This is a genomic window from Planctomycetia bacterium, from assembly GCA_021413845.1.
In the GTDB taxonomy this organism is placed as follows: Bacteria; Planctomycetota; Planctomycetia; order Pirellulales; family PNKZ01; genus PNKZ01.
The window spans coordinates 1-22,522 of sequence record JAIOPP010000151.1; the positions used below are offsets into that span (position 1 = coordinate 1).

The 22,522-nt window shown below is 61.4% G+C and carries 13 protein-coding genes; 8 read left to right on the plus strand and 5 right to left on the minus strand.

Features of this window, described 5'->3' with window-relative positions; genetic code table 11:
- Positions 1-76: 76 nt before the first annotated feature.
- The 3 genes from K8U03_24990 to K8U03_25000 form a co-directional block, all read right to left on the minus strand.
- A complete protein-coding gene (locus tag K8U03_24990; protein ID MCE9608154.1) occupies positions 77-1,261 on the minus strand; it encodes a hypothetical protein in 1,185 nt (394 codons plus the stop codon).
- 92 nt (positions 1,262-1,353) lie between these two features.
- Complete coding sequence (locus K8U03_24995) at positions 1,354-2,643, minus strand: DUF1501 domain-containing protein (GenBank protein ID MCE9608155.1); 1,290 nt, start codon at positions 2,641-2,643, stop codon at positions 1,354-1,356.
- Between the two features lie 78 nt (positions 2,644-2,721).
- Positions 2,722-4,419, minus strand: coding sequence for a DUF1549 and DUF1553 domain-containing protein (locus K8U03_25000; GenBank protein ID MCE9608156.1), 1,698 nt, complete (start codon positions 4,417-4,419; stop codon positions 2,722-2,724).
- A gap of 547 nt (positions 4,420-4,966) precedes the next feature.
- Here K8U03_25000 and K8U03_25005 point away from each other — a divergent pair.
- Both K8U03_25005 and K8U03_25010 read left to right on the plus strand, forming a co-directional pair.
- Complete coding sequence (locus tag K8U03_25005; GenBank protein ID MCE9608157.1) at positions 4,967-7,678, plus strand: DUF1592 domain-containing protein; 2,712 nt, start codon at positions 4,967-4,969, stop codon at positions 7,676-7,678.
- Between the two features lie 192 nt (positions 7,679-7,870).
- On the plus strand, positions 7,871-9,220 hold the full coding sequence (locus K8U03_25010) for a DUF1552 domain-containing protein (GenBank protein MCE9608158.1): 1,350 nt from the start codon (positions 7,871-7,873) through the stop codon (positions 9,218-9,220).
- Between the two features lie 42 nt (positions 9,221-9,262).
- On the opposite strand, the gene K8U03_25015 is transcribed toward K8U03_25010, so the two are convergent.
- Complete coding sequence (locus K8U03_25015; GenBank protein ID MCE9608159.1) at positions 9,263-12,238, minus strand: hypothetical protein; 2,976 nt, start codon at positions 12,236-12,238, stop codon at positions 9,263-9,265.
- A 101-nt stretch (positions 12,239-12,339) separates the two neighbouring features.
- Positions 12,340-12,867, minus strand: coding sequence for a hypothetical protein (locus K8U03_25020; GenBank protein ID MCE9608160.1), 528 nt, complete (start codon positions 12,865-12,867; stop codon positions 12,340-12,342).
- A gap of 234 nt (positions 12,868-13,101) precedes the next feature.
- On the opposite strand from K8U03_25020, the gene K8U03_25025 reads away from it, so the two are divergent.
- From K8U03_25025 to K8U03_25050, 6 genes are all read left to right on the plus strand, one after another.
- Positions 13,102-13,746, plus strand: coding sequence for a hypothetical protein (locus tag K8U03_25025; GenBank protein MCE9608161.1), 645 nt, complete (start codon positions 13,102-13,104; stop codon positions 13,744-13,746).
- Positions 13,746-14,561, plus strand: a complete 816-nt coding sequence (gene ppk2 / locus K8U03_25030) for a polyphosphate kinase 2 (protein ID MCE9608162.1) — start codon at positions 13,746-13,748, stop codon at positions 14,559-14,561. Before K8U03_25025 ends, ppk2 begins: the two co-directional genes overlap by 1 nt.
- Before the next feature lie 12 nt (positions 14,562-14,573).
- Positions 14,574-16,703 carry a glycogen debranching protein GlgX gene (gene glgX / locus K8U03_25035; protein MCE9608163.1) on the plus strand — a complete coding sequence of 710 codons (2,130 nt, stop codon included), beginning with the start codon at positions 14,574-14,576 and terminating at the stop codon, positions 16,701-16,703.
- 142 nt (positions 16,704-16,845) lie between these two features.
- Positions 16,846-18,150 carry an efflux RND transporter periplasmic adaptor subunit gene (locus tag K8U03_25040; GenBank protein ID MCE9608164.1) on the plus strand — a complete coding sequence of 435 codons (1,305 nt, stop codon included), beginning with the start codon at positions 16,846-16,848 and terminating at the stop codon, positions 18,148-18,150.
- Between the two features lie 9 nt (positions 18,151-18,159).
- Positions 18,160-21,375: an efflux RND transporter permease subunit gene (locus tag K8U03_25045; GenBank protein MCE9608165.1), complete on the plus strand. Its 3,216-nt coding sequence runs from the start codon at positions 18,160-18,162 to the stop codon at positions 21,373-21,375.
- A gap of 5 nt (positions 21,376-21,380) precedes the next feature.
- Entirely contained in the window at positions 21,381-22,463 is a 1,083-nt protein-coding gene (locus tag K8U03_25050) for a 6-phosphofructokinase (protein ID MCE9608166.1), read from the plus strand.
- The last annotated feature ends 59 nt before the right edge of the window (positions 22,464-22,522 follow it).

Below are 22,522 nucleotides of genomic sequence, written 5' to 3' on the forward strand. Positions count from 1 at the left end.
AATATGCGCGCGGAGCGGCACACTCAATGAAGCAGGTCGCTCGGCCGGACTTAGTGTAACGACTCGCGGCAGCCGGTTACACGCTCGCCTTCGGCGGAAACTTCCAAAGGTTCACGGGCGAGGTGTTGCCCGGATAGATCCCTTGGCGGGCTTGGCTCTTTTGTTGCCCGAACGTGCCGGCGTTCGAGATCACGGCGAAGCGAGCCGCATCGGGATGGATCGACACCGAGTAGCAGTTCGCATACCCGGGAAACGTGAAGAACGGCGCGGCTTCGCCCGGTCGGAGGAAGAAGAACTTTCCTTTGCCCGCTTGTCCGCCGCAAACGCCGATCCAATAGCCGTCGCGGTGCAAGGTCAGCTCGTGAACGTAGACGTCGGTCTTCTCGCCGAGCTTGAGTTGTTGAAGCTCCTTGCCCGAGGCCCAATCGAACACGTAGACCACCGGCGTGCCGGTGACGAAGCCGCCGCTCTCGGGCTGTCCGCCGCCGACGGCGAGCTTCTTACCCGCGGCGTCGAATGCCAACGTGCGCGCGCCGCCGACATCTTGGATCATCGACAGCATGTAGAGAATCTTGGCGTCGAACTGTCGCGACGACTTACCGGCGGCCAAGTCCCAAACCTTGACGGTTCCTTTCAGATCGCCGGAGACCAGCGACTTACCGTCCGGATGGTAAGCGACCGAATAAACGTCTTCGCCGTGACCGAGCAACTCGCCGAGCTTCTTGCCGTCGGCCGTCGACCAGAGGCAGACCTTTTGATCGACGCCGCAGGTAGCCAGTTGCTTGCCGTCGGGGCTGACGGCCAGTTGGCGGATCCAGCCGTCGTGCGCGGTCTTCACGTTCCAGGCCGGCTTCGCCCCTTCGGCCGTGTACGACCAGCCGATCAGCTGCCCCCACGAATCGGTCGAGAAGAACTTCGCCTCGTTGGGGTGAAACCCTAAGCTCGTTACCCAACCATCGTGCCCCTTGAGGAGCGTCGCAGCATGCTCGGACGGTTCGGGATGCTTGGCCTGCGCCGGTTTCGGGGCGGGCTTCTTCGCTTTCGCTTTGGCATCGGCGGAGCTGAGCGCGTCGGCTGGCTCGGCCTTCGGCGGCGGATCGATCTTATCGACGCTCCAGAGCCGGATCACGGCATCGCGCCCGGCACCGACGAGCACCTTGCCGCAAGGGCTGAAACGAATCGTCGACAGCTGACGGTCGTTCTTAATCGCCAAGAACGGCGTCGGCTCGGCTGGTTTTATCGGCGTCGGGTCGTTAGCCATGATCGTGCTCTCCGAGATGTCTCTCGTCTGTGGATGCCGCGCGGCCGGCTGCGGCGGGAAGTTGCGGATGCTGAGTCGCTGGGTTTCGTTACTTAAGCCAACACTTCTTTGACCGGGCGACAATCGTCGTGGGCGATCGGCAACGGCTGGCCGTGGTTGTCGTATTCGGTTTTCTTCGGGTCGATGCCGAGCGCGGTGAACCACGTGTGGAACATGTGCCCGATGTCGTAGGGATCGCTCGCGACGTAGGTGCCGTTGTCGTTGGTGTTGCCCACCGCGACGCCGCGCTTGATGCCCGAGCCCGCCATGACGAGCGACCAAGCTTCGGGCCAGTGATCGCGCCCGACGTGGCCGTTGACGCGCGGCGTACGGCCGAACTCCGACATCGCGACGACGAGCACGTCGTCGAGCATGCCCCGTTCGGCAAGGTCTTCGATCATCGCCGCGAACGGTTGATCGAACTTAGGAACGAGGCTCAAGCTGCCGTTGAAGTTGTCGCCGTGCGAGTCCCAACCGTAGGAGTTCACCTTCACGAAGGTCACCCCTTCTTCGAGCATCCGGCGGGCCAAGAGCATGTGCCGGCCGAGATCGTGCGTGCCGTAGCGTTCGACGTCGCGCGCCGAGAACTTCGACATGTCGAACAGCGATTGCCGCTTCATCAGCTCCATGCCCATGTCGTAGACGAACGAGTTCGCTTCGGTGGGGCCCGAGCGATGCGACTTGGCGTAGCGGGCATCGGCCGCGGCTCGCAGTTGCGTGCGTGCGAGCATGTCGTCGTCGGAAATCGCGGGGTGCTTGAGCAGGTTTTCCGGCGCTTTGCCGTCCCCGAAAGCCAGCGCGCCGTATTGCGGACCTAAGAAGCCGGCGTCTTTATAAATGAACCCGCCGCTCATCGGCTTGATCCACACATACGGCGGCAGGCCGCTCCCGTTGGGGCCGAGCAAGTTCGTCACGGCCGAACCGAAAAACGGATAGACGACGCCGCGGTTCTTCGGATCGCCGCGCTGAATGCGATCGACGCCCGACGAGTGGGCGTCGTCTTGCGTGCAGAGGCTCCGGACCAGCGCCAGGTGGTGCATCTGCTTGGCGGAGTGGCGGCAGAGTTCGGAGACATGAATCCCCGGCACCGAGGTGGGAATCGCGCGGAACGGGCCGCCGAACTCGGTGTTCGGTTTCGGATCCCAGCTTTCCAGCTGGCTGATGCCCCCGTCGAGCCAGATGAACAAGACTTGCTTGTGCTTCTTCTTCAAGTCGGCCGCCAGAGCCGGGCTAGTGGAGTTGCTGAATCCCCACGCACCCGCGGCGGAACCTGCGGCGCCGGCGAGCCATTGGCGGCGCGAGAGTTGGTGTTCCCACGGCTTACAGAGCGACTTCGAATTCATGATGCACTCGGAGAAAAATAAACTCGGCGAATCGATTCATGAGCGGGACATATCGCGTTGCGACAACCGCACGCGACATCAATGGTTCAAGCAAAACTCGGTGCTGGCGAGCAAGGACCAAGCCAGGTTCGTCAGCGCGGCGGGTCGCCGGGCGGCGTTCTTCGTGAGATAGTCGGCTACGGCTTGGCGCTCGTCGTCGGTCGGCGTACGTGTGAGGATGCAGAGGTAAAGCTCGTCGCTGATCGCAGCAGGGTCCGAGAGCTTCGTCAGACGATCGACTAAGTTCCCCGCTTCGGGCGTAAGGCAAGTCAGCAAGACTTCGCTATTAAGCACGAAGAGGGCCGACTTCAGCGACGGCGCGAAATCGACCTCGGGATCTTGCGGAGGGTTGGCGAAGGCCTTCACGAAAATGGCGCGCAATTTTTCGTTCGCCGCTGCCGCCGAAGGAGCTTCGGCCGCGGCCGGCTTAGCACCTGCTACCGCCGGCTTGGCGCCTGCCGCAGCCGCCTTAGCACTGAGTTGAGCGACGTTCGCTCCGGTGGCGACGATGACGCTCGTCATGATCTGCTCGGCCGAAAGCCGCTTCTCGTTTCCGATGCGATACGTCTCGGGAGCCGGTGCCTCGCTCTCCGATGTGAGAAGCGTGGAGCGTTGATAGGTGTCGGTCAGAGCTAGTTCGCGCAGGAGCCACTTCATGTCGCATTTGTGAGCGACGAACTGCTCGCGGAGCAGTTTCATCACTTCCGGATGCGTCGGTGGATTGCCGAAGTGGTATTGATCGAGCGGCATGACGAGCCCTCGCCCCATCATCACGAACCAGAGCCGATTCACGATATTGTCGACGAACGGCTGATTGCTCGGCACGGCCAACTCACGCGCCACGGCTTCGAGCGCGCTGAAGCGGGGCTCGCCCGGGAAATTCGTTTTCCGATCCGGCGGGACGAGGTATTCCTTATCCTTCTCGAAGGTCGGAATCGCGATTTCCTTGCCCCCCGGAATGCGCGGGCCGGTCGTGAGCGGGATCTTATCGAAGACCGACATGAAATCGATCTTCTTCGCCATCGGCTTCTCACCGATCGCCGGAAACTTCACGTCGCTCCGAATGAACGTGTTCTGATAAACCGTGTAGAGCCCTTGGAAATCTTGCTGCTTATAGTGCTCGATGAAGAGATGGTTGTGGCACTGAGCGCATTGCAGATCCATTCCCAAAAACAGCCGGCCGACGTCGCGTGTCAGGCCGGGATAGTCGGTTTCTTGCTGGCCGACTTTGTCGAGCCGCTTCGTATAGAAGAACGCCGCGCCGCGATCAACGTCTCGGCTTGCATCGGGATCAAGGATCCGCTGCGCCAGCTTGTCCCAAGGCTCGTTGGCCGCGAACGCCGCTTCGAGAAACTTCGACCACTCCGGATTCTCACCGCGCCGCTCCATGAGCATCGCGTTGAACAGGCTTTGCATCCGAGTCGGATACTCTTTGCCCGTCAGCAGCGTGTCGACCAACTTGGCTCGCTTATCGGAAGCTTTGTCGGCCAAGAAAGTTTTCGTTTCATCCTTCGAGGGGATCCGGCCCGCCAGATCGAGATAGACGCGCCGAACGAAGGTAGCGTCGTCGGCAACGGGAGCGATCGCAGCCCCTTTCGCCCCGTCCGTCATGAGCTTGTCGATCTGCTTATGCAGTTCTTGGGCATAACCGGCCGAGCCGGACATCAGCAGCCCCGCGAGCGCTAAGCCCGCGACGAACACACCTGAACGACGAGCAATTCCGAAGACATGGTTCATAACGGATCACGACTCGCCGGCGAGGGCCGAGGTTGAGGCAAAGATTGCAGAGGCAGGAAAGAACGTAAGCCGACTAAGGATACGAACGAGATTGGCGGGGCGGGAGCAGTGCGCACGAAGGCGGTAGCCTTCACTTTACTCTATTACCTTGGCCGATACTAAAGCACTGTTACGGTGGAATCGCGCTCTTCGCTAACGGCTGAGCAATGCATGCTCAGGTGAGATTGCATAAGTGCATTCACGACAATGCCTTACGCGATTTGTCGCCGGTATTGATCCGCTTCATTGCTGAATACGACGACGAATAATCTCTGCGTCGGCTCGAGGCTAGGGAGTCCATGCGGGTTTATGTAACGCTGTTGCGTTCAATCTGTTGCGTTCACTGCGGCCGAGGCGTCGAGCGCGACGGAATGATAGAATAGTGAGGCTCTGTTTGACCGAATGTGCCTTAGACGACGGCCTGAATCCATTGATGACTCACGTGAAATCCAGCTTATCGAAGATCGCGCTTTCGGCGGTGATTAGCATCGTAGCGATAAGCATCGCGTTGACGTCCTTCTCCGCACCGTCTCGCGCTGCCGAGTTGCCGCCGCATGTCCGCTCGTTCATCGAAGCGCATTGTCTTGAGTGTCATGACGCGACCTCGGCTCGGGCCGGGTTTCGGATCGATACGCTCGGGGCCGACTTCACGGCGGGCAACACGGCGGGCCTCTGGAACGAGGTGATGCACCACATCAATTCGGGTCGGATGCCGCCGAAGCAGTCGCCTCGGCCGGACGCAAAGGAAGCGTTCGCCGTCGCGTCGTGGGTTGCCGAAAGGCTCGCGGAAACGACCAAGGCTTCGCAAGGGGCCGGCGGTCGCGTGCCGATGCGCCGGCTCAATCGGGTCGAGTATGCCAACACGGTTCGCGACCTGTTCGCGCTGGAAGAAAACTTTGCTCGGCGGATCGAAAAGGAACTACCGGCCGACGGTAAGGTCGGCGGCTTCGATCGGGGCGCAGCGAGCCTGTTCATGGACGAAGGTCAACTCGCCCAATACATGGCGGTCGCCGACTTAATTCTCGACGAAGCCGTGTTCCATGAGCAGCCGAAGGTCGTGAAGCTCAGCTACGACGGCAAGGCCGAGCGCTACGTCCATGGCTTGCAGACCGCCTATAAGGACGACAAAGGGGCGTTCATCGAAACGAGCGTGCCGAACGTCATCGCGAAACTCAAAGAACCTCTTAGCTGGATTCCGCTGGAAGGCTTCGAGCAATGGGGCTCGAAGAATCGCCGTTACGTGCCGCACGGCGTCTACGATTGGGAACTCAAGAACGACGGCGTCGAGTACCTCGGGTCGAGCCGGTTCTATCCCGTCGATTGGGGGAACAAGGGAGTGACGCGCGACGGCTGGTATCGCTTCCGCGTTCAGGCCGGCGCCTTCAACGGCACCGAAGAAGAGCTGCAGAAAGACGTCCGGCTGACGGTGAAGTACGGCGAGGCCAGTCCTATCGAGGTGGTTCAAACTCAGGTGATCGACGCACCGCTCGACGCGCCGCGCGAGTACGAGTTCCTGATGTATTGCCAAGTCGGGCCGCCGAAGATGAACCGGCAGTTCCGTGTCAGTTGGGACTTCGGAGAACGGAAGGAAGCGGTCATCGAGAATCCCGCCTATCGCGACGTGCAGTGGAAGCAGGTGACCGTCGGCGGGGAGATCGCGCGAGCCAAAGCGGAGAAGAAGCCCGAGGCGGAGATCGAGCTCTTGAAAAAGAAGCTCGAAGAAACCATCGCGAAGGCGACGGAGGGCCGAAAAACTTTTCCCGGGCCGCAATGGATTTACAACCCGAAGCTCGACATCGCCAAACGCCCGCGGCTTTGGCTCGGTAAAATGGAATGGGAAGGGCCGCTCGTCGAGTGGCCGCCGCAAGCCCGACAAAGGCTCTTCTTCGCGGGGGAAGAACGGAGCGACGAAGCTTATCTGCGCGAGATTTTCGCGAAGTTTTTGCCCCTCGCCTATCGCCGCGCCGTGACGACCGCAGAGTTGGACCGTGTGGTGAATTGGACCGTTCAAGCACAGGCCGATCGGGGGCTGACGTTGCAGAAAGCCGTGCGTGAGGGAGTGAAGAACGTCCTCTGTTCGCCGAAGTTCCTGTACCTCGGTAGCGAAGCGCAGCCGACGACCGAAGTGGCGACGACCGAGCCGGCGACGAAAGGGCTAGTAACAAAAGTAGCGACGGGGCCGCAACCGGTCGATAGCTTGCAACTCGCTAGCCGCCTTTCGTACTTGCTATGGAGCAGCGGGCCCGACGAAGAACTGCAACGCCTAGCGGCCGACGACAAGCTGCGCGACCCGCAAGTGCTCCGCGCGCAGGTGAAGCGGATGATCGCCGACCCGAAGGCCTGGGAGTTCGTTCGCAGCTTTGCGGGCCAATGGCTCGCCGTGCGCGATTTCGACAACGGTACTCCTCCGAACCGCGATTTCTATAAGCAATACGACGACACTTTGCGCGACAGCTCGAAGCGCGAGCCGTTGGAGTTCTTCCAGGAAGTCCTGAAGCACGACTTGCCGATCACCACGTTCCTCGACAGCGACTTCGTCGTCGTCAACGAGCGCCTCGCCAAGCATTACGGACTCGACGGCGTCGAAGGAGAACGATTTCGCCGTGTCGCCGCGCCGGCCGACGGCACGCGCGGCGGAGTGTTGGGAATGTCCGGCATTCTCACGTATCTCGCCGATGGAACCCGCACGCTGCCGGTTCGTCGGGCGACGTGGGTGCTCGATACGTTGTGGAACCAACCGGTTCCTCCTCCGCCGCCGAATGCGGGCGACTTGCCGGCGAGCAAGGAGAAGAAGCTCACCGTGCGGGCTCGTCTCGACATGCATCGGCAATCGGAAAACTGCGCCAGCTGCCACGCTCGGGTCGATCCCTTCGGCATGGCGCTGGAGAATTACGATGCGATCGGCATGTGGCGCGATCGCCAAAACGGCGAAGGGATGCGCGGCGATAAATACTCGCCGCCGCTCGACGTGAGCGGCAAGCTCCCCGACGGGACCGAGTTCAAAACCTTGCAGGAGTTCAAAGCCGCGCTCGTGGCCGAAAAACAGACTTTCGTAAAGGGTTTTACGGAGAAGCTGCTCTGTTATGCGCTCGGCCGTCCGATCGGCTACGGCGATCACCTTACGGTCGAGCAAATCACGGCTCACGCCGCGAGCCATGAATACCGATTACAAGAGATCATCCAGGCAACCGTAGCTAGTGAGTTTTTCCGAACCAAGTAAACGATCATGACGAACGTCGAAATCCGAATGACGAAAGAAGCACGAATGTCGTAGCTCGAAATGAACTTAGTCGAAGTCCAACGGTCGCCATTCGTCCTTTGTGCTTCGTCATTCTTTCGTCATTCGGATTTCGACATTCGTCATTCTCATACCGTAAGTGATTCAACTTAACGCAGAGCTTCCGAGCATCTCATGAATATTCAACGCCACCGTTGGCTGATGTCGCGACGCACCGTCTTGAAAGGGCTCGGCGCTTCGATCGCGCTCCCTTGGCTGGAAGCGATGAGCCTGAATGCGAAAACGCTCGCCAACGCCGGCTCGATGGCCGAGAGCGAGATTCCGCGCCGCGCGATGTTCACCTATTGGGGGCTCGGAGTCGAGATCACCGGCTTCACGCCCGCCGATACCGGCAAGAACTACACGCTCACGCCGTCGCTCGCACCGCTCGCGCCGTTTAAGAACGACCTGACCGTGCTGACGGGCCTGACCTCGTACACCGGCGGCCACGGCTCTTGCAGTTGCTTGCTCACCGGCTTGAACACCACGCGCAACGCCAAGACCTTGATGTCGGTCGATCAACAGCTGGCCGTGCATCACGGCGGCGCAACGCGATTCCCGTCGCTCGTGCTCGGCACGGCGCGCGAGACCGGCTTCGGCGGGCCGTTCCCGTCGACCCTCTCGTGGAGTAAGAACCACACGCCGATCACGCCGGAGAATCGGCCCGAGGTGCTCTTCGAAAAGCTCTTCGGCAGCGAAGACCACAAGACCCTCGCGGCGGCCAAGCAAGCGATGGCGCAGCGCTCGAGCCTGCTCGACTCGATCAAGGATCAAGCCAAGGCGCTCCAGCGACAAGTCGGGACGGCCGACCGCGAACGGCTCGATCAATACTTCACGTCGATTCGCGACCTCGAAGATCGGATCAAGGTCGAGGGAGATTGGATCGACCGCCCGAAGCCGAAGGTCGCTCGTCCCGACTTCGGTGCCGGCTCGCCGCGCGACCGAATCGCGAGCGACGGCCGTGGCTACTCGGAATACACGCGGCTCATGTTCGACATGATCGCGCTCGCCTTCCAGACCGACAGCACGCGCGCCGTGAGTCATATTCCTCGCTCCGAAGGAGACGAAGCCCGCTGCTACGGCTATCTCACGAAGAGCAAGTGGGACCTGCACACTATCACGCACAACGCGCAGGAAGACGACAAGATCGAACAGTGGCGCACTCTCGACGCGCTCTACTTCGCCGAATGGGCCCACTTCCTCGGCAAGCTCAAGAGCGTGAAGGAAGGGGCCGGCACGCTCCTCGACAACACGATGGCCGCTTGGGCGACGACCAACGGCGGCCCGAACGCGCATGATTCGAAGATGCTACCACTCGTGCTCTGCGGCGGCAGCGCTCTCGGAGTCAAGCACCAAGGGCATCTGGTGCAGAAGGACGTGCCGGTGGCGAATGTTTGGCAAACGGTCGTCGAACGAGTGGGCATGCCCGTGCCCGAGGACTTCCAAGGAGGCCTCGCGACCGGCGTGGTGAAAGAGCTCGTCTAAGCCGTGATCGATTGCGAACGGACGCGCTGCCGACGTGATGTCTTATTTGAGCGGCAGAACGAAGTCGTCGATCACGCGCACCAGCGGTTGGCCGCCGTTTTCTCGTTCGCTGCCGAGGACGAAGTCGTAGGAGCCGTCTTGTTTCTTCAGGTCGGGTAGGAAGCAGCGGACGATATGGTCGAAGTCGCGCGCGCCGCGGCCTCCCGTTTCCAAGGCCACGGCCAAGTGCGGCACGACCGCGATGCGGCCGTCGCGCGCGATCCGCACCTCGTAGAAGTTCACGCTCTTCGATAGTTCGCCGTCGAGCGCCGTCTGGAAAAAGATCCGGCCGTTCGGCGCGCTCCAGATCCACGCGCTGGGGAGTCCGTAGCTGAGCGGCACGATCGGTTGATCCGCGGAATTGCGAAGCCGGATGCCGTCGACGAAACGTCGCTGGGCAACGCTATAGGTCAACACGGTCCCGCCCCCTTGCATCGCCACGAGGAATTGCCGACAGGGAGAAAACACGATGTTGCTCGATGCATCCTGACCTTCGGGAAGCGCAGGCAGCGAGAAGCCGTAAAGGTCGCGAAGATCCCCGCCCGACGCGCAATCGTAGACGAAGATCTTAGGGTCTTGGTTTTTGGGACGCTGTGTCGGATCTTCGATGTCTGCGACGTACTCGGGCCGAATATTGCCGCCGGCGACGAAAATTTCTTGTCGCGGCGCCGCTCCCGAAGTCGAGAACATTACGCGGCTCACGGGCGTGTAGAGACCGAAGCAGCGGTTCATCTCCACCGCCGTGCGACTCGTGCCCAAAGTGCGCGGGTCGAACAGTTCTAAGCCGGCCGAACGAGCGCCGCCGCCGCGAGCGGGTCGTCCGCGGCCGATGTCGATGAGGCGTCCATCGGTCGTCGGGAAAATGTGCAAGAAGTCCTTGACGTTGTCTCGTGCGACGCCGTCGATCGGCTTGGGGGAAAGCTTGGCGTGAAAACTTTCGACCGCGTACGCGTCGACCGGCCGGCCGGCCTCGGCATACTTGAGCCGCGCCATGCCGGTGTAGCCCATCATATAGAGCCACGACGCGTCGTCGTGCTCGACCCAGGTCGCGTTGTACGGCCCCAGGCCGACTCCCACGGGAAAGCCGGTCTTCCGACCGTCGACCGTTTGCGTGAGATAAGATTTGTAGACCTTTCGATCGGCGGCGCGGCGCGAGAAGTCGAGCTTCGAGAAGAAGTAGTTGTACTCGCAGACGCCGATCGCTTGATCGGCTTCGCCCGGTATGGGAATCACCGCATAGGCCGGCCCTTGCGAGACGCCCGACATCGAGGCCGCGACCGTGCCGTAGCGTTGCGGATCGCTCTTGAGCTTCGTCGTGATATCGAAGCGAATCGTCAGCTCTCCGGTCGGCGCACCGGCGAAGGTCGAGAGATAGCGACCATCGGGGCCGGCGATTCGCTCGGCCGGAGCGTCGGGCATCGTGAGCGCGAGCGCGGCCCGCGAGATGGCGAACTCGCCGTATTGCTGGCGCACGAACTGTCGACCTGCTCCGCCGACGTTGATGAAGCGTTGCCGTTGCAAGCCTTTGATCGTTTCGGCTTCGGTCGGAGGCAACGGCTTGCCGGCCGCATCCACCTTGTCTTCGATCGTCTTGATGACGGCGAGCCGCTCGGTGTTGCCGGCCGCATCCAAGTCGAGGCGGAAGGTGCCGAATGTGAGACCGTGCTTGGTCGCAGTCGGAGGGCCGACTCGTCGCATAGCTCCGACCTTCACCTCGTCGGCATACATCGGAAACTGCGCCTGAGGCCAACAGGCGGCATGCAGGCGAATGTCGCGGCGAAACGCTTCCGCATCGTGCCAGTTTTCCTGCGGCACGGAGACGACGCCGTTGCAGGTTTCAAAGTTGCCGTTCGGCGTGTTCACCCGATAGTTGCGGTCGAACACGATATAGACTCGGCCGCGCGTGCAAACGACCTGGCCGAGATCGGCATCCCAGGTGCGATTCCAACCGGCGTCGGTCGGCAGAAACTTGTGCGCCCCGGCTCCAAAGCTTACGGGCGGCTGCTCGAACTTGCCGGTGTGAGGATTGAACCGCACGATCCCCGCTCCATCCGGAACGTTCGTAATGTAGATGCGCCCTTGGTCGTCGACTTCAACGGTCTGCCCTCCTTGATACAGGCCGGTCGAAGAGCCGCCGAGCATGTTGTATCCCTCGGGTGCGTTCCAGCGCTTGTTGTGCAACTCGCGCTCTTCGGTCGTATGGATCGCGAACTTATCGAGCGGGAGCGTGATGACTTCGTCTCCCTGCTTGTCGAGCCAGGCCCGATCGAGCGGCACTTCGACGAGCATCTTGCGCCATTCCTTGAGCTTCGTAGAAGCTTCGTCGAACAGCGGCTTGCGGTAGGAGAAGTACAAGCTGCACTTCGTCGCATCGTCGGGAGCGAAGCTTTGCCGCGAGACGATCACGGCGTTGACGGATCCGCTGCCGGGCAGGTCGACATCGGTGATGACGGGATACGTGATCTCGCCGCTGGTTACGGTGCGAGCAGGATCGACGAGTTTTTGCATTCGGAACGCGGCCACATCGGGAAGCGCGATGCGGGGCGTTGCCGCAGGCTCGAGCTGCGAGCCGGATTCGATCGCAGCGAACCGGCCGCTCGGCATCGGCAACGTGCCGGGAGTCGTCACGACGGGGACCGGATCGACGCGCTCCGAGAGCACCGGATTTCCCTCGCCGTTTTTCACTTCAAGCGCAACGCTCGCGCATGCGCCGTAGCCCCGGACGTCGATCACCAACGCCTCGGGGAGCAGCCGATCGGCAAGATTCACTTTAAAGATTTTCTCGCCGCCGGCACCGTTCAGCCGGATGGTCCCGTTCAGTTTCTTATGCACTTGCCGCAGTTGATCCAACTGCGGGATCTGTACGATCAGCTCATCACCGCTACGAAACGCGAAGTCGGCAGCCGAAAGCGACGACGACCAGAGCAGAAACGCAATCGTTGCGATCAGCGAACGATCGAGCCGGAAAAGGGTCGTCATAGGTGAGTTGCCTGCTAGGTGAGAGCTTGGGGGACAGGCGTTCGAGATTGTGCGCGGTCCGTAGACTGCCCCTTGGAACGCAGCAATGCAGGCCGGATTTCTTATTTGTCATACAGCATGAAGTTTGCCCGCAACGTTCGTTTGACGGCGGTGAGCTCGGCAGGCGTGAGCGGTGGTTCGGCGAGCAAGTCCTTTCGTCGCGCTTCGGCCGCCTCTTTGCTTTCGGCCTGCACAAGCCGACTGAAACCGTTCGAGTCGCGCATGTGATACCAGTTCGGCATGTAGGCTTGGTTCGTTTGATTCAGCACCGGCAACTGCAACCGAATCCGGCCGCCGAGTTCGGGGTAGTCGATCGTCACGTGTCCTTTTCCGTCGCCGGTGATTCCTTCGAGACCATCGGCCGTGTCGGTTCTGAGAGTGTAAGTCTCGCCGGGGGCCAAGATGAGCGCCTCGGTCCAAGTCGCACCGCTGCGGCGCGCGAGCCGAAACGAAAACGGTTTCGCATCGAGATTGTGAATGCGACCCTCTTTCGGCGGCGGCCCGCTCGGTTCGGCTCCCAGCGCGGTCAGGGGTGATACCGTCGCGGCACACAAGAGGATGCAGGCGCATGTGATGACGGAGCGAGACATAGCGATGAACCTCAAGGTTGTAAAAGACATGCTGCTGGAAAGTTCATCGTACTCACCCGACAAACGAACTGCCATGCTGCGGCCGAACACCCGAAATGTTATTTTGGGTGCTATTCTGCCGGCCGCGGCGTGAGTCGTTAGGCGTTGATGAATTTGCCGGAAAATAGTTGCAAATCCCTCGGCAACTTGCGATATCAACAGCATCCAGACGGTGCAATTCAAAGGAACATCAACATGGCAAACATCGACGATCTCGTCGCGCGGATCGATTCGGAATTCTCCGCCAGCGAGCAGCGTGTCAAGCATTTGCAAAACGAAGCCTTGGCGGCCTATGAAGGTCGCCAGGAGCGATTCAAGACGTTCCTTAAGACCTGCGAACGCCTGCAAGACGTCTGGCGTCCGCGGTTGGAAACGCTGGCGAAGAAATTCGGCGACGAAGTGAAGGTGTCGCCGAGCGTGGTGCGCGGCGAGCGGCATGTGACGCTCGACTTCAAATCACCATTGGCTGCCGTAAAGCTGGCGTTCTCGGCCTCGACCGATCCCGACGTCCGCAAGCTCGTGTTGCAATACGACCTGGAGATCTTGCCGATCTTGATGGAGTTTCCGCGGCACGCGCAATTTGAGGCTCCGCTCGACAACATCGACGCGGCCTCGGTCGGCAAATGGATCGATGACCGCATCGTCGATTTCGTGAAGTCGTATCTCGCGATGCAGCACAATCAGTACTATCTCAAAGACCACATGGTGACCGATCCGATCTCCGGCACGTCGTTGCCGAAGTTCGCAGCCGCGGCGACGCACCTACAAGACGGCGTGACCTACCACTTCATCTCCGAAAAGACCCGCGATGAGTTCGTCGCCCGCGGCGGCAAGAAGTAATGGGCCGCGCCGATAAGCACACGGATGTCGAACCCACCCAGGAAAAGCTCAAGCGTAAGGATTACGATCGCGAGCTGGAAAAGCTGCATGTCGAGCTCGTCAAGCTGCAGGAGTGGACGAAGCACCGTGGCCTGAAGATCTGCATTGTTTTCGAGGGACGCGACGGGGCAGGCAAGGGGGGGACGATCAAGGCTCTCACCGAGCGCGTGAGCCCGCGCGTGTTTCGCGTCTATGCGCTTCCGCCGCCGACCGAGCGCGAGAAGTCGCAGATGTATTTGCAGCGCTATGTGCCGCTGCTGCCGGCCGCCGGCGAGATCACGATCTTCGATCGCAGTTGGTACAACCGAGCCGGCGTCGAGCGCGTGATGGGCTTCTGCCCCGAAGAGCAAGTCGACGGATTTCTGAATGCGGTGCCGGGCGTCGAGAAAGCGATCGTCGATTCGGGCGTGCTCTTATTGAAATACTGGCTCGAGGTGAGCCCGGAAGAGCAGACGCGCCGCATCGAGGGTCGAATCCACGACGGTCGCAAGATCTGGAAGCTCTCGCCGATGGATCTCAAGTCGTACGGTCGTTGGTACGACTATTCCCGCGCTCGCGACGCGATGTTCGCAGCGACCGACTCCGCATGGGCGCCGTGGTACGTCGTCCGCAGCGACGACAAGAAGCGGGCTCGGCTCAACGTCATCAGCCATCTGCTGAGCCAAGTCGAGTATCGGGACGTGCCGCGCGAGAAGATCAAGTTGCCGAAACGGCAAAAGGACAAGAGCTACGTCGAGTCGAAGCATCCGTTCAAATTCATCCCGGAGAAGTTTTAGTCAGCCACGTTTATGCGATCTTCCCTCTCCACGGCGCAACCTCCGAGCGACGAAGCAAGCGAACTTAAACTCGCGAGTCCGACGACGCTTCCTCCCTCGGGACGAAGCGCGCCGCTCGGAGCTACGTGCGTCGACGGCGGCGTCAATTTCAGTCTCTACTCGCGCACGGCGGCCGGTGTCGAACTGCTGCTGTTCGAGCGGGTCGACGATGCACGGCCGTCGCAGATCATCACGCTCGACCCGGTCGCGAATCGCACCTATCACTACTGGCATGCGTTCGTGCCGGATCTTACGGCCGGACAATTGTACGGCTATCGCGTTCGCGGCCCTGTCGATGCGTTGCTCGTGCAGCGTTTCGACCCTGAGAAGTTGCTGCTCGATCCCTATGGTCGGGCCGTCGCCGTGCCTGCGAATTACGACCGCGGCGCAGCAGGGCGACCCGGCGACAACGGGGCCACGGCGATGAAGAGCGTCGTCGTCGACCCGAGCACCTACGATTGGGAAGGAGACAAGCCGCTGCGGCATTCGTCGACGCAGACGATCATCTACGAGCTGCACGTGCGCGGCTTCACGAAGCACGCGAACTCCGGTGTCGACGAAGCGAAGCGCGGCACATATGCCGGCGTCGTCGAGAAGATTCCTTATCTGAAAGAGTTGGGCATTACCGCGGTCGAGTTGCTGCCGGTGTTTCAATTCGATCCGCAGGATTGCCCCGCCGGGCGAACGAACTATTGGGGCTACGCACCGATCTCGTTCTTCGCCCCGCACTTGGCTTATAGCTCGCAGCCGTGTCCCTTGGCCGCGATCGACGAATTCCGCGACATGGTCAAAGCGCTGCACCGCGCGGGGATCGAGGTCATTCTCGATGTCGTGTTCAATCACACGGCCGAAGGCAGCGAGGCTGGGCCGACGCTTTCATTCCGCGGCATCGACGATCCGACGTACTACATTCTCGAAGGTGCGAATCGAACCTACGCGAATTACACCGGCTGCGGCAACACGCTCAACGCCAACCATCCCGTCGTGCGGCGTTTGATCGTCGATAGCCTGCGCTACTGGGTCGAGGAACTGCACGTCGACGGGTTTCGCTTCGATCTCGCCTCGATCCTTTCGCGCGACCCGTCGGGCCGGCCGATTCCCGATGCGCCGGTGTTGTGGGATATCGAGTCTGATCCCGTATTGGCGGGGACGAAGTTGATCGCCGAAGCGTGGGACGCCGGCGGACTGTATCAAGTCGGCAGTTTCGTCGGCGACGCTTGGAAAGAGTGGAACGGTCGATTCCGCGACGACATCCGCGACTTTCTCCGCGGCGAATCCGGCTCGCTGCGGCGCGCGGCCGATCGCTTCGTCGGCAGTCCCGAGGTGTATGGTCACAAGTTGCGTGAAGCGGAGCAATCGGTGAACTTCGTCACTTGCCACGACGGCTTCACGCTCAACGACTTGGTCTCGTACAACGGCAAGCATAACGAAGCGAACGGCGAGCACAATCGCGACGGCGCAGACGACAACCGCAGCTGGAACTGCGGTGTCGAAGGACCGACCGACGATCCGGAGATCGAGCAGCTGCGCAATCGGCAAGTGAAGAACTTTCTCACGCTGACGCTGATGTCGCTCGGTGTGCCCATGATCCTCATGGGCGACGAAGTCCGACGAACCCAGCTCGGCAACAACAACGCTTATTGCCTCGATGATGAATCGAACTGGTTCGATTGGTCGCTCGTCGAACGACACGCCGACGTGCTTCGCTTTGCGAGCTTGCTCTGCGCTCGGCGTACGGCCCGCGATGCGACGCACGAACAGGGCCGGCTCAGCATCATCGAAATGTTGCGAAAGTCGAACCATGCTTGGCACGGCGTCCGGCTCAATCAACCGGACTGGGGCGATTCGTCGCGCAGCATCGCCCTTACGGCCGAATTGCCGCGCGATGGGATGACCATTCATCTGATCTTCAATGCGTACCACGATCCGCTGGAGTTCGAACTGCCGACGACGATCGATGGTCGACCCTGGCGGCGCTGGATCGACACCGGCCTCGAGTCGCCGCACGATATCGTCCCTTGGCAGGAAGCCCCACCGACCACGGAGCCGGCGTATTCCGCGGCGTCTCGGTCGGTCGTACTGCTGTTCTCCGGCGGAGGTTAGCTCCGGTGATCATTTATTCGGTGTCGGTGCAGGTCGCCTAAATATTATCAAACCGAAACACTCTGCCCAAATCGCGCAGCGGCGATATATTGAACGGCCGCAACTCATGCGGATTCACATCCTTGCTTGTCGGAGGCTCATCGTGCCTTGCCGTTTCGTGCGGTGTTTTCTCATCGCTTCGGCAGCTCTTCTCGGCTGCACAGGCTTTCTCGGTTGCAATAAGCCCCCCGGCGCCGCTCCGTCGGGTCCTACGGCGACGCTCGTCACGGCCGCCCTCCCTTTGCAGCGCGAGGTGCAGGACTACGAAGACTACACGGGCCGCGTCGCCGCGCAGTACTCCGTCGACCTGCGAGCGCGCGTGACGGGCTACTTGGATAAGATTGAGTTTCAAGACGGCACCGAAGTGAAAGCCGGCGCTTTGTTGTTCGTGATCGACCGGAGACCGTTCAAGGCGGCCAACGACAGCGCCGTAGCGCTCGTCGCCGTGAAGAAAGCGGCGTCCGCATTTCGCGATGCCGAATTCAAGCGCAATCAAGAACTGATCAAGAAGAGCGCGGTAAGCCAATCGGAATTCGATCAATCGGCCGCGGCCTTCGAAGAAGCCAAGGCGATGGTCTCTTCGTCGGAAGCCGAGTCCGAAATCACGAAGTTGAACCTCAACTTCACGGAAATCCACGCTCCGATCGCCGGCGTCGTCAGCAATCGGAAGCTCGACATCGGCAACCTCGTCGTCGCCGATCAAACGTTGCTTACGTCGATCGTCTCGGTCGATCCGGTGTATGTGAACTTCGACGTCGACGAGCGCCGCCTGCTCCGAATTCAACAAGAGGTTCGCGAAGGGCGCATTAAGCTGGTCGACGGCATTCACATTCCGATCGAGCTCGGGCTCGACAACGAAATCGGCTTCCCGCATCCGGGCACGATCGACTTCGCCGACAATCAAATCGATGCGAACACCGGCACGATTCGGCTGCGGGCCGTCGTGCCGAACCCTTTGCCGTCCGTCGGGAAGCGGAAGCTCGTGCCCGGCATGTTCGCGCGAGTTCGCGTTCCCCTTGGCGAGCCGCGGAACGCCGTGCTGATCGCCGAACAAGCGATCGGGAGCGATCAAGGGCAGAAGTTCGTCTACGTGGTCGATGCGGCCAAGAAGGTGCAGTATCGTCGGGTACGGGTCGGGCGCAGCGAGCGGGGACTCGTCGTCGTCGAGGAAGGGTTGAAGGCCGGCGAACCGATCATCGTCGCCGGAGTGCAGCGCGTCCGGCCGGGCTCGGCCGTCGACACGAACATGGTCGAGATGCAGACGTTTGCGATAGACGCGCCGACCTCGCCGTCGGGCAAGAGCGAAGCCGCCGTGCCGACTCCGCCAGCGCCGACGCCGACTTCGACCGCGACTCCCGCAGCCGCGCCGGTCTCGACCCCCACGGCCACGCCCTCCGCGCAGAAATAGGACGATCCCGTGTTTTCTCGCTTCTTCATCGATCGTCCGATTTTCGCCGCCGTGTTGTCGATCGTGATGACGATCGCCGGCGGCGTCGCCGTGCTGACGTTGCCCGTCGCGCAGTATCCCGAGATCGCGCCGCCGACGGTGCAGGTCTCGTGCACGTATCCCGGCGCGAGCGCCGTGGTCGTCGCCGAAACGGTCGCCGCGCCGATCGAGCAGCAGGTCAACGGCGTCGAGCGGATGTTGTACATGTCGTCGCAATGCACGAACGACGGCGCATACAACCTCACGGTCACGTTCGAGCTCGGCACGAACCTCGACATGGCGCAGGTCTTGGTGCAGAACCGGGTGTCGATGGCGCTGCCGACGCTGCCCGACATCGTCAAGCAGACCGGCGTGACGACGAAGAAGAAGTCGCCGAACATCATGTTGGTCGTCAACCTGACGTCGCCCGACGGCCGCTACGATCAGCTCTACTTGAGCAACTACGCGACGATCAACATCAAAGATACGCTGGCGCGCATCAAGGGAGTCGGCGACGTCACGTTTCTCGGCCAGCAAGACTACAGCATGCGGCTCTGGCTCGACGCGGATCGGCTCAAGGCGTTCAACCTCACAAGCGGCGACGTCGTCAAATCGCTGCGCGAGCAGAACGTGCAGGTCGCGGCGGGGCAGATCGGTCAGCCGCCGGTGCCGAGCGGCCTCAGCTTCCAGTACACGATGACGACGCTCGGTCGACTGGTCGATCCGGAGCGGTTCGCCGATATCATCGTCAAGACCGGCGACTCCGGCCAAACGGTTCGGGTTCGCGACGTCGCGCGGGTCGAGCTCGGCGCCAAGAGCCAAGATCAGACAGCGCTGCTCGATGGCAAGCCGACCGTCGGCTTGGCCGTGTTTCAGCTCCCCGGCTCGAACGCAGTCGCGACGGCCGAAGTCGTGCGGAAGACGATGGAGCATTTGAAGGCAGAGTTCCCCGACGGCCTGCAATACTCGATCGTCTACGATACGACGCCGTTCATTGAAGAATCGATTCACGAAGTCTACAAGACGCTGTTCGAAGCGATCATCTTAGTCGCGATCGTCGTGATGGTGTTCCTGCAGAATTGGCGCTCGGTGATCATTCCGCTGATCGCCGTGCCGGTGTCGCTCGTCGGCACGTTCGCCGTGATGGCGATGCTCGGCTTCAGTTTGAACAACATCTCGCTGCTTGGGCTCGTGCTCGCGATCGGCGTCGTGGTCGACGATGCGATCGTCGTGGTGGAGAACGTCGAGCGCTGGATCGGCCTGGGCTTGCCGCCCAAGGAAGCCGCCTATAAGTCGATGGAAGAAGTGACGGTCGCGGTCATCGCCATCGCGTTCGGCTTGAGCGCGGTGTTTATTCCGACGGCGTTCATCTCCGGCATGTCGGGCCAGTTCTATCGTCAGTTTGCGCTGACGATCGCCACGTCGACCTTGATCTCGGCCTTCAACTCGCTGACGCTCAGCCCGGCGCTCGCCGCGATCTTGCTCAAGCCGCACGGCGCGAAGAAAGACCCGTTGACGAAGCTGCTCGACACGACGCTCGGCTGGTTCTTCCGAGGCTTCAACAAGTCGTTCGACGCGACGACGAATTTCTACGAACGGCTCGTCAAGCTCTGCTTGCGCGGGGCCGTGATCGGCTTGGCCGTGTACGTCGGGCTGCTGTTTCTCACCTACAAGGGCTTCACGACCGTACCGACCGGCTTCGTGCCGGCGCAAGACAAAGGCTACTTGCTCATCTCCGCGCAGCTGCCCGACTCGTCGTCGCTAGAGCGGACGCAGCACGTGATGCGCAGGGTCGACGAAATCGTGAAGCAAGTCCCCGGCGTCGCGCATCGGATCGTCATCTCGGGGCAGTCGTTCCTGCTCAACGCTAACGGCTCGAACTTCGGCTCGATGTACGTCGTGCTCGATGAGTTCCACCACCGGCACGGCAAAGAGTTGGGGGCCGATCACATCGCGAGCGAACTGCGCAAGAAGCTTTACGTCGCGATTCCCGAGGCGCAGATCGGCGTCTTCGGCGCGCCGCCGGTCGACGGTGTCGGCAACGCCGGCGGCTTCAAGATCATGGTCAAGCTCCGCGGCGGCGGCGAGCTCAAGGAACTGCAAGGACAAGTCGACAATCTCACCGAGAAGGCCAACGCGCAGCCGCAACTGGTCGGCGTGTTCAGCATGTTCCGCGCCAACACGCCGCAGCTCTATCTCGACATCGACCGCACGAAATGCAAGACGATGGGCGTAGCGCTCAACGATGTGTTCGATTCGCTGCAAGTTTATCTCGGTGGCTACTACGTCAACGACTTCAATCAGTTCGACCGGACTTGGCAAGTGAACTTGCAGGCCGATGCCAAGTTCCGCATCGATCGCAACGACATTCAGAAGATCAACGTTCGCAACACGGCCGGGCAGATGGTGCCGCTCAGCGCCGTGGCGACGGTCGAAGACTCGTCGGGCCCGGTGTTGATCAATCGCTATCAAAACGTCACGGCGGCGACGATCAACGGCAGTTGGAAGCCGGGCGTCAGCTCGGGCCAAGCCATGACGGCGATGGAAGGAGTCGCCGCCCGAGAACTCCCCGGCAACATGAGCACCGAGTGGACCGAGCTCAGCTATCAGGAGAAGACCGAAGGTAATACGGCGATCTATATCTTCCCACTGTGCATCTTGTTCGTGTTCCTCACGCATGCCGCCGAGTACGAGAGCTGGACGCTGCCGCTGGCGATTATCTTGATCGTGCCGATGAGCTTGCTCTGCGCCTTGGCCGGGGCGGCCTACCGCGGTATGGACAACAACATTTTCACGCAGATCGGGTTCGTCGTGCTCGCGGGCCTGGCGTGTAAAAACGCGGTGCTCATCGTCGAGTTCGCCAAGCAAAACCGGGAGCAAGGGACGAATCGATTCGATGCGGCCGTCATTGCGTCGAAGCTCCGGCTCCGGCCGATCATGATGACGTCGTTCGCGTTCATCCTCGGCGTCGTGCCGTTGATGTTGGCGACCGGTGCCGGTGCCGAGATGCGGCAAACGCTCGGCACCTCGGTCTTCGCCGGCATGCTCGGCGTCACGTTCTTCGGCATCTTCCTCACGCCGATCTTTTACTTCGTCCTACAGACGTTCTCCGAATGGTGGTCGCCGCACTCGCACCATGCTCCGCATCAGCCCCCGTCTCAGGACGCGGCGCACGCTCCGTCGGCCGACCATACTCACCCCGGGTAACGATCATGACCCAGCGCATCGCCATCGTGACCGGCGGCGGAGATTGTCCCGGCTTGAACGCCGTGATTCGGGCAGCCGTGAAGGCGGCTTGCATTCGGGGTTGGGAGGTTCTCGGCATCATCGGCGGCTACGAAGGGTTGCTGTCGACCGATCGCTTCATCGACCTCGACTATAAGAGCGTCGGCGGATTGCTCACGCGCGGCGGCACGATCCTCGGCACCGCCAATCGCGGCAGGTACTCGGCCAAGGTCGGCCACGGCGACTCGCGCCGCTTGCCGGTCGAGCTGCTCGAAGAGACGAAGCAAGGGATGGAGCGGCTCGGCGTGTCGGCGCTGATCTCGATCGGCGGCGACGGTTCGCTAAGCATCGCGCAGCAGATGCACGAGCACGGCATTCCGATCGTCGGCGTGCCGAAAACGATCGACAACGATCTCAGCGGCACGCTGCAGACCTTCGGGTTCGACTCGGCCGTGGCCTGCGCGACCGACGCGATCGACCGACTGCATACTACGGCCGAAAGCCACAACCGCGTGATGGTGCTCGAAGTGATGGGGCGCTACGCCGGCTGGATCGCGATCTACGCGGGGGTCGCCGGCGGAGCCGATGTGATCCTGATTCCCGAGATGCCGTTCCGCTATGAGAGCATCTGCGCGAAGATCGAAGAGCGCAAGCAGCGGGGGCGACTGTTCACGATCGTCGTCGTCGCGGAAGGGGCTCGTCCGGCGGGAACGGACTTCATCACCGCAGGCGACACCACGAAGATCGGCGAGGCGCGGCTCGGCGGCATCGGCGCGGTCGTGACCGCCGAAATCGAAAGATTAACTGGCATCGAAACTCGCTGCTGCGTTCTCGGCCATTTGCAGCGGGGCGGCAGCCCGACGACGTTCGATCGGGCCCTCTGCTCGATCTTCGGCGCGAAGGCGGTCGAGTGCGTGGCGGCAGGCGAGTTCGGAAAGATGGTCGCCTACCAGGGCTCGACCGTCACGGCGATTCCGATCCTCGACGCCGTGAACAAGCTGAAGACCGTCGACCTCAACGGCAGCCTCGCTACGACGGCCCGCGCGCTCGGTATTTCGCTCGGTGACTAACCGAAGTCGAGTGTGCGCATTTCAAGCAAACGGCGTAATACTCGTCCACTTTCCTTGCA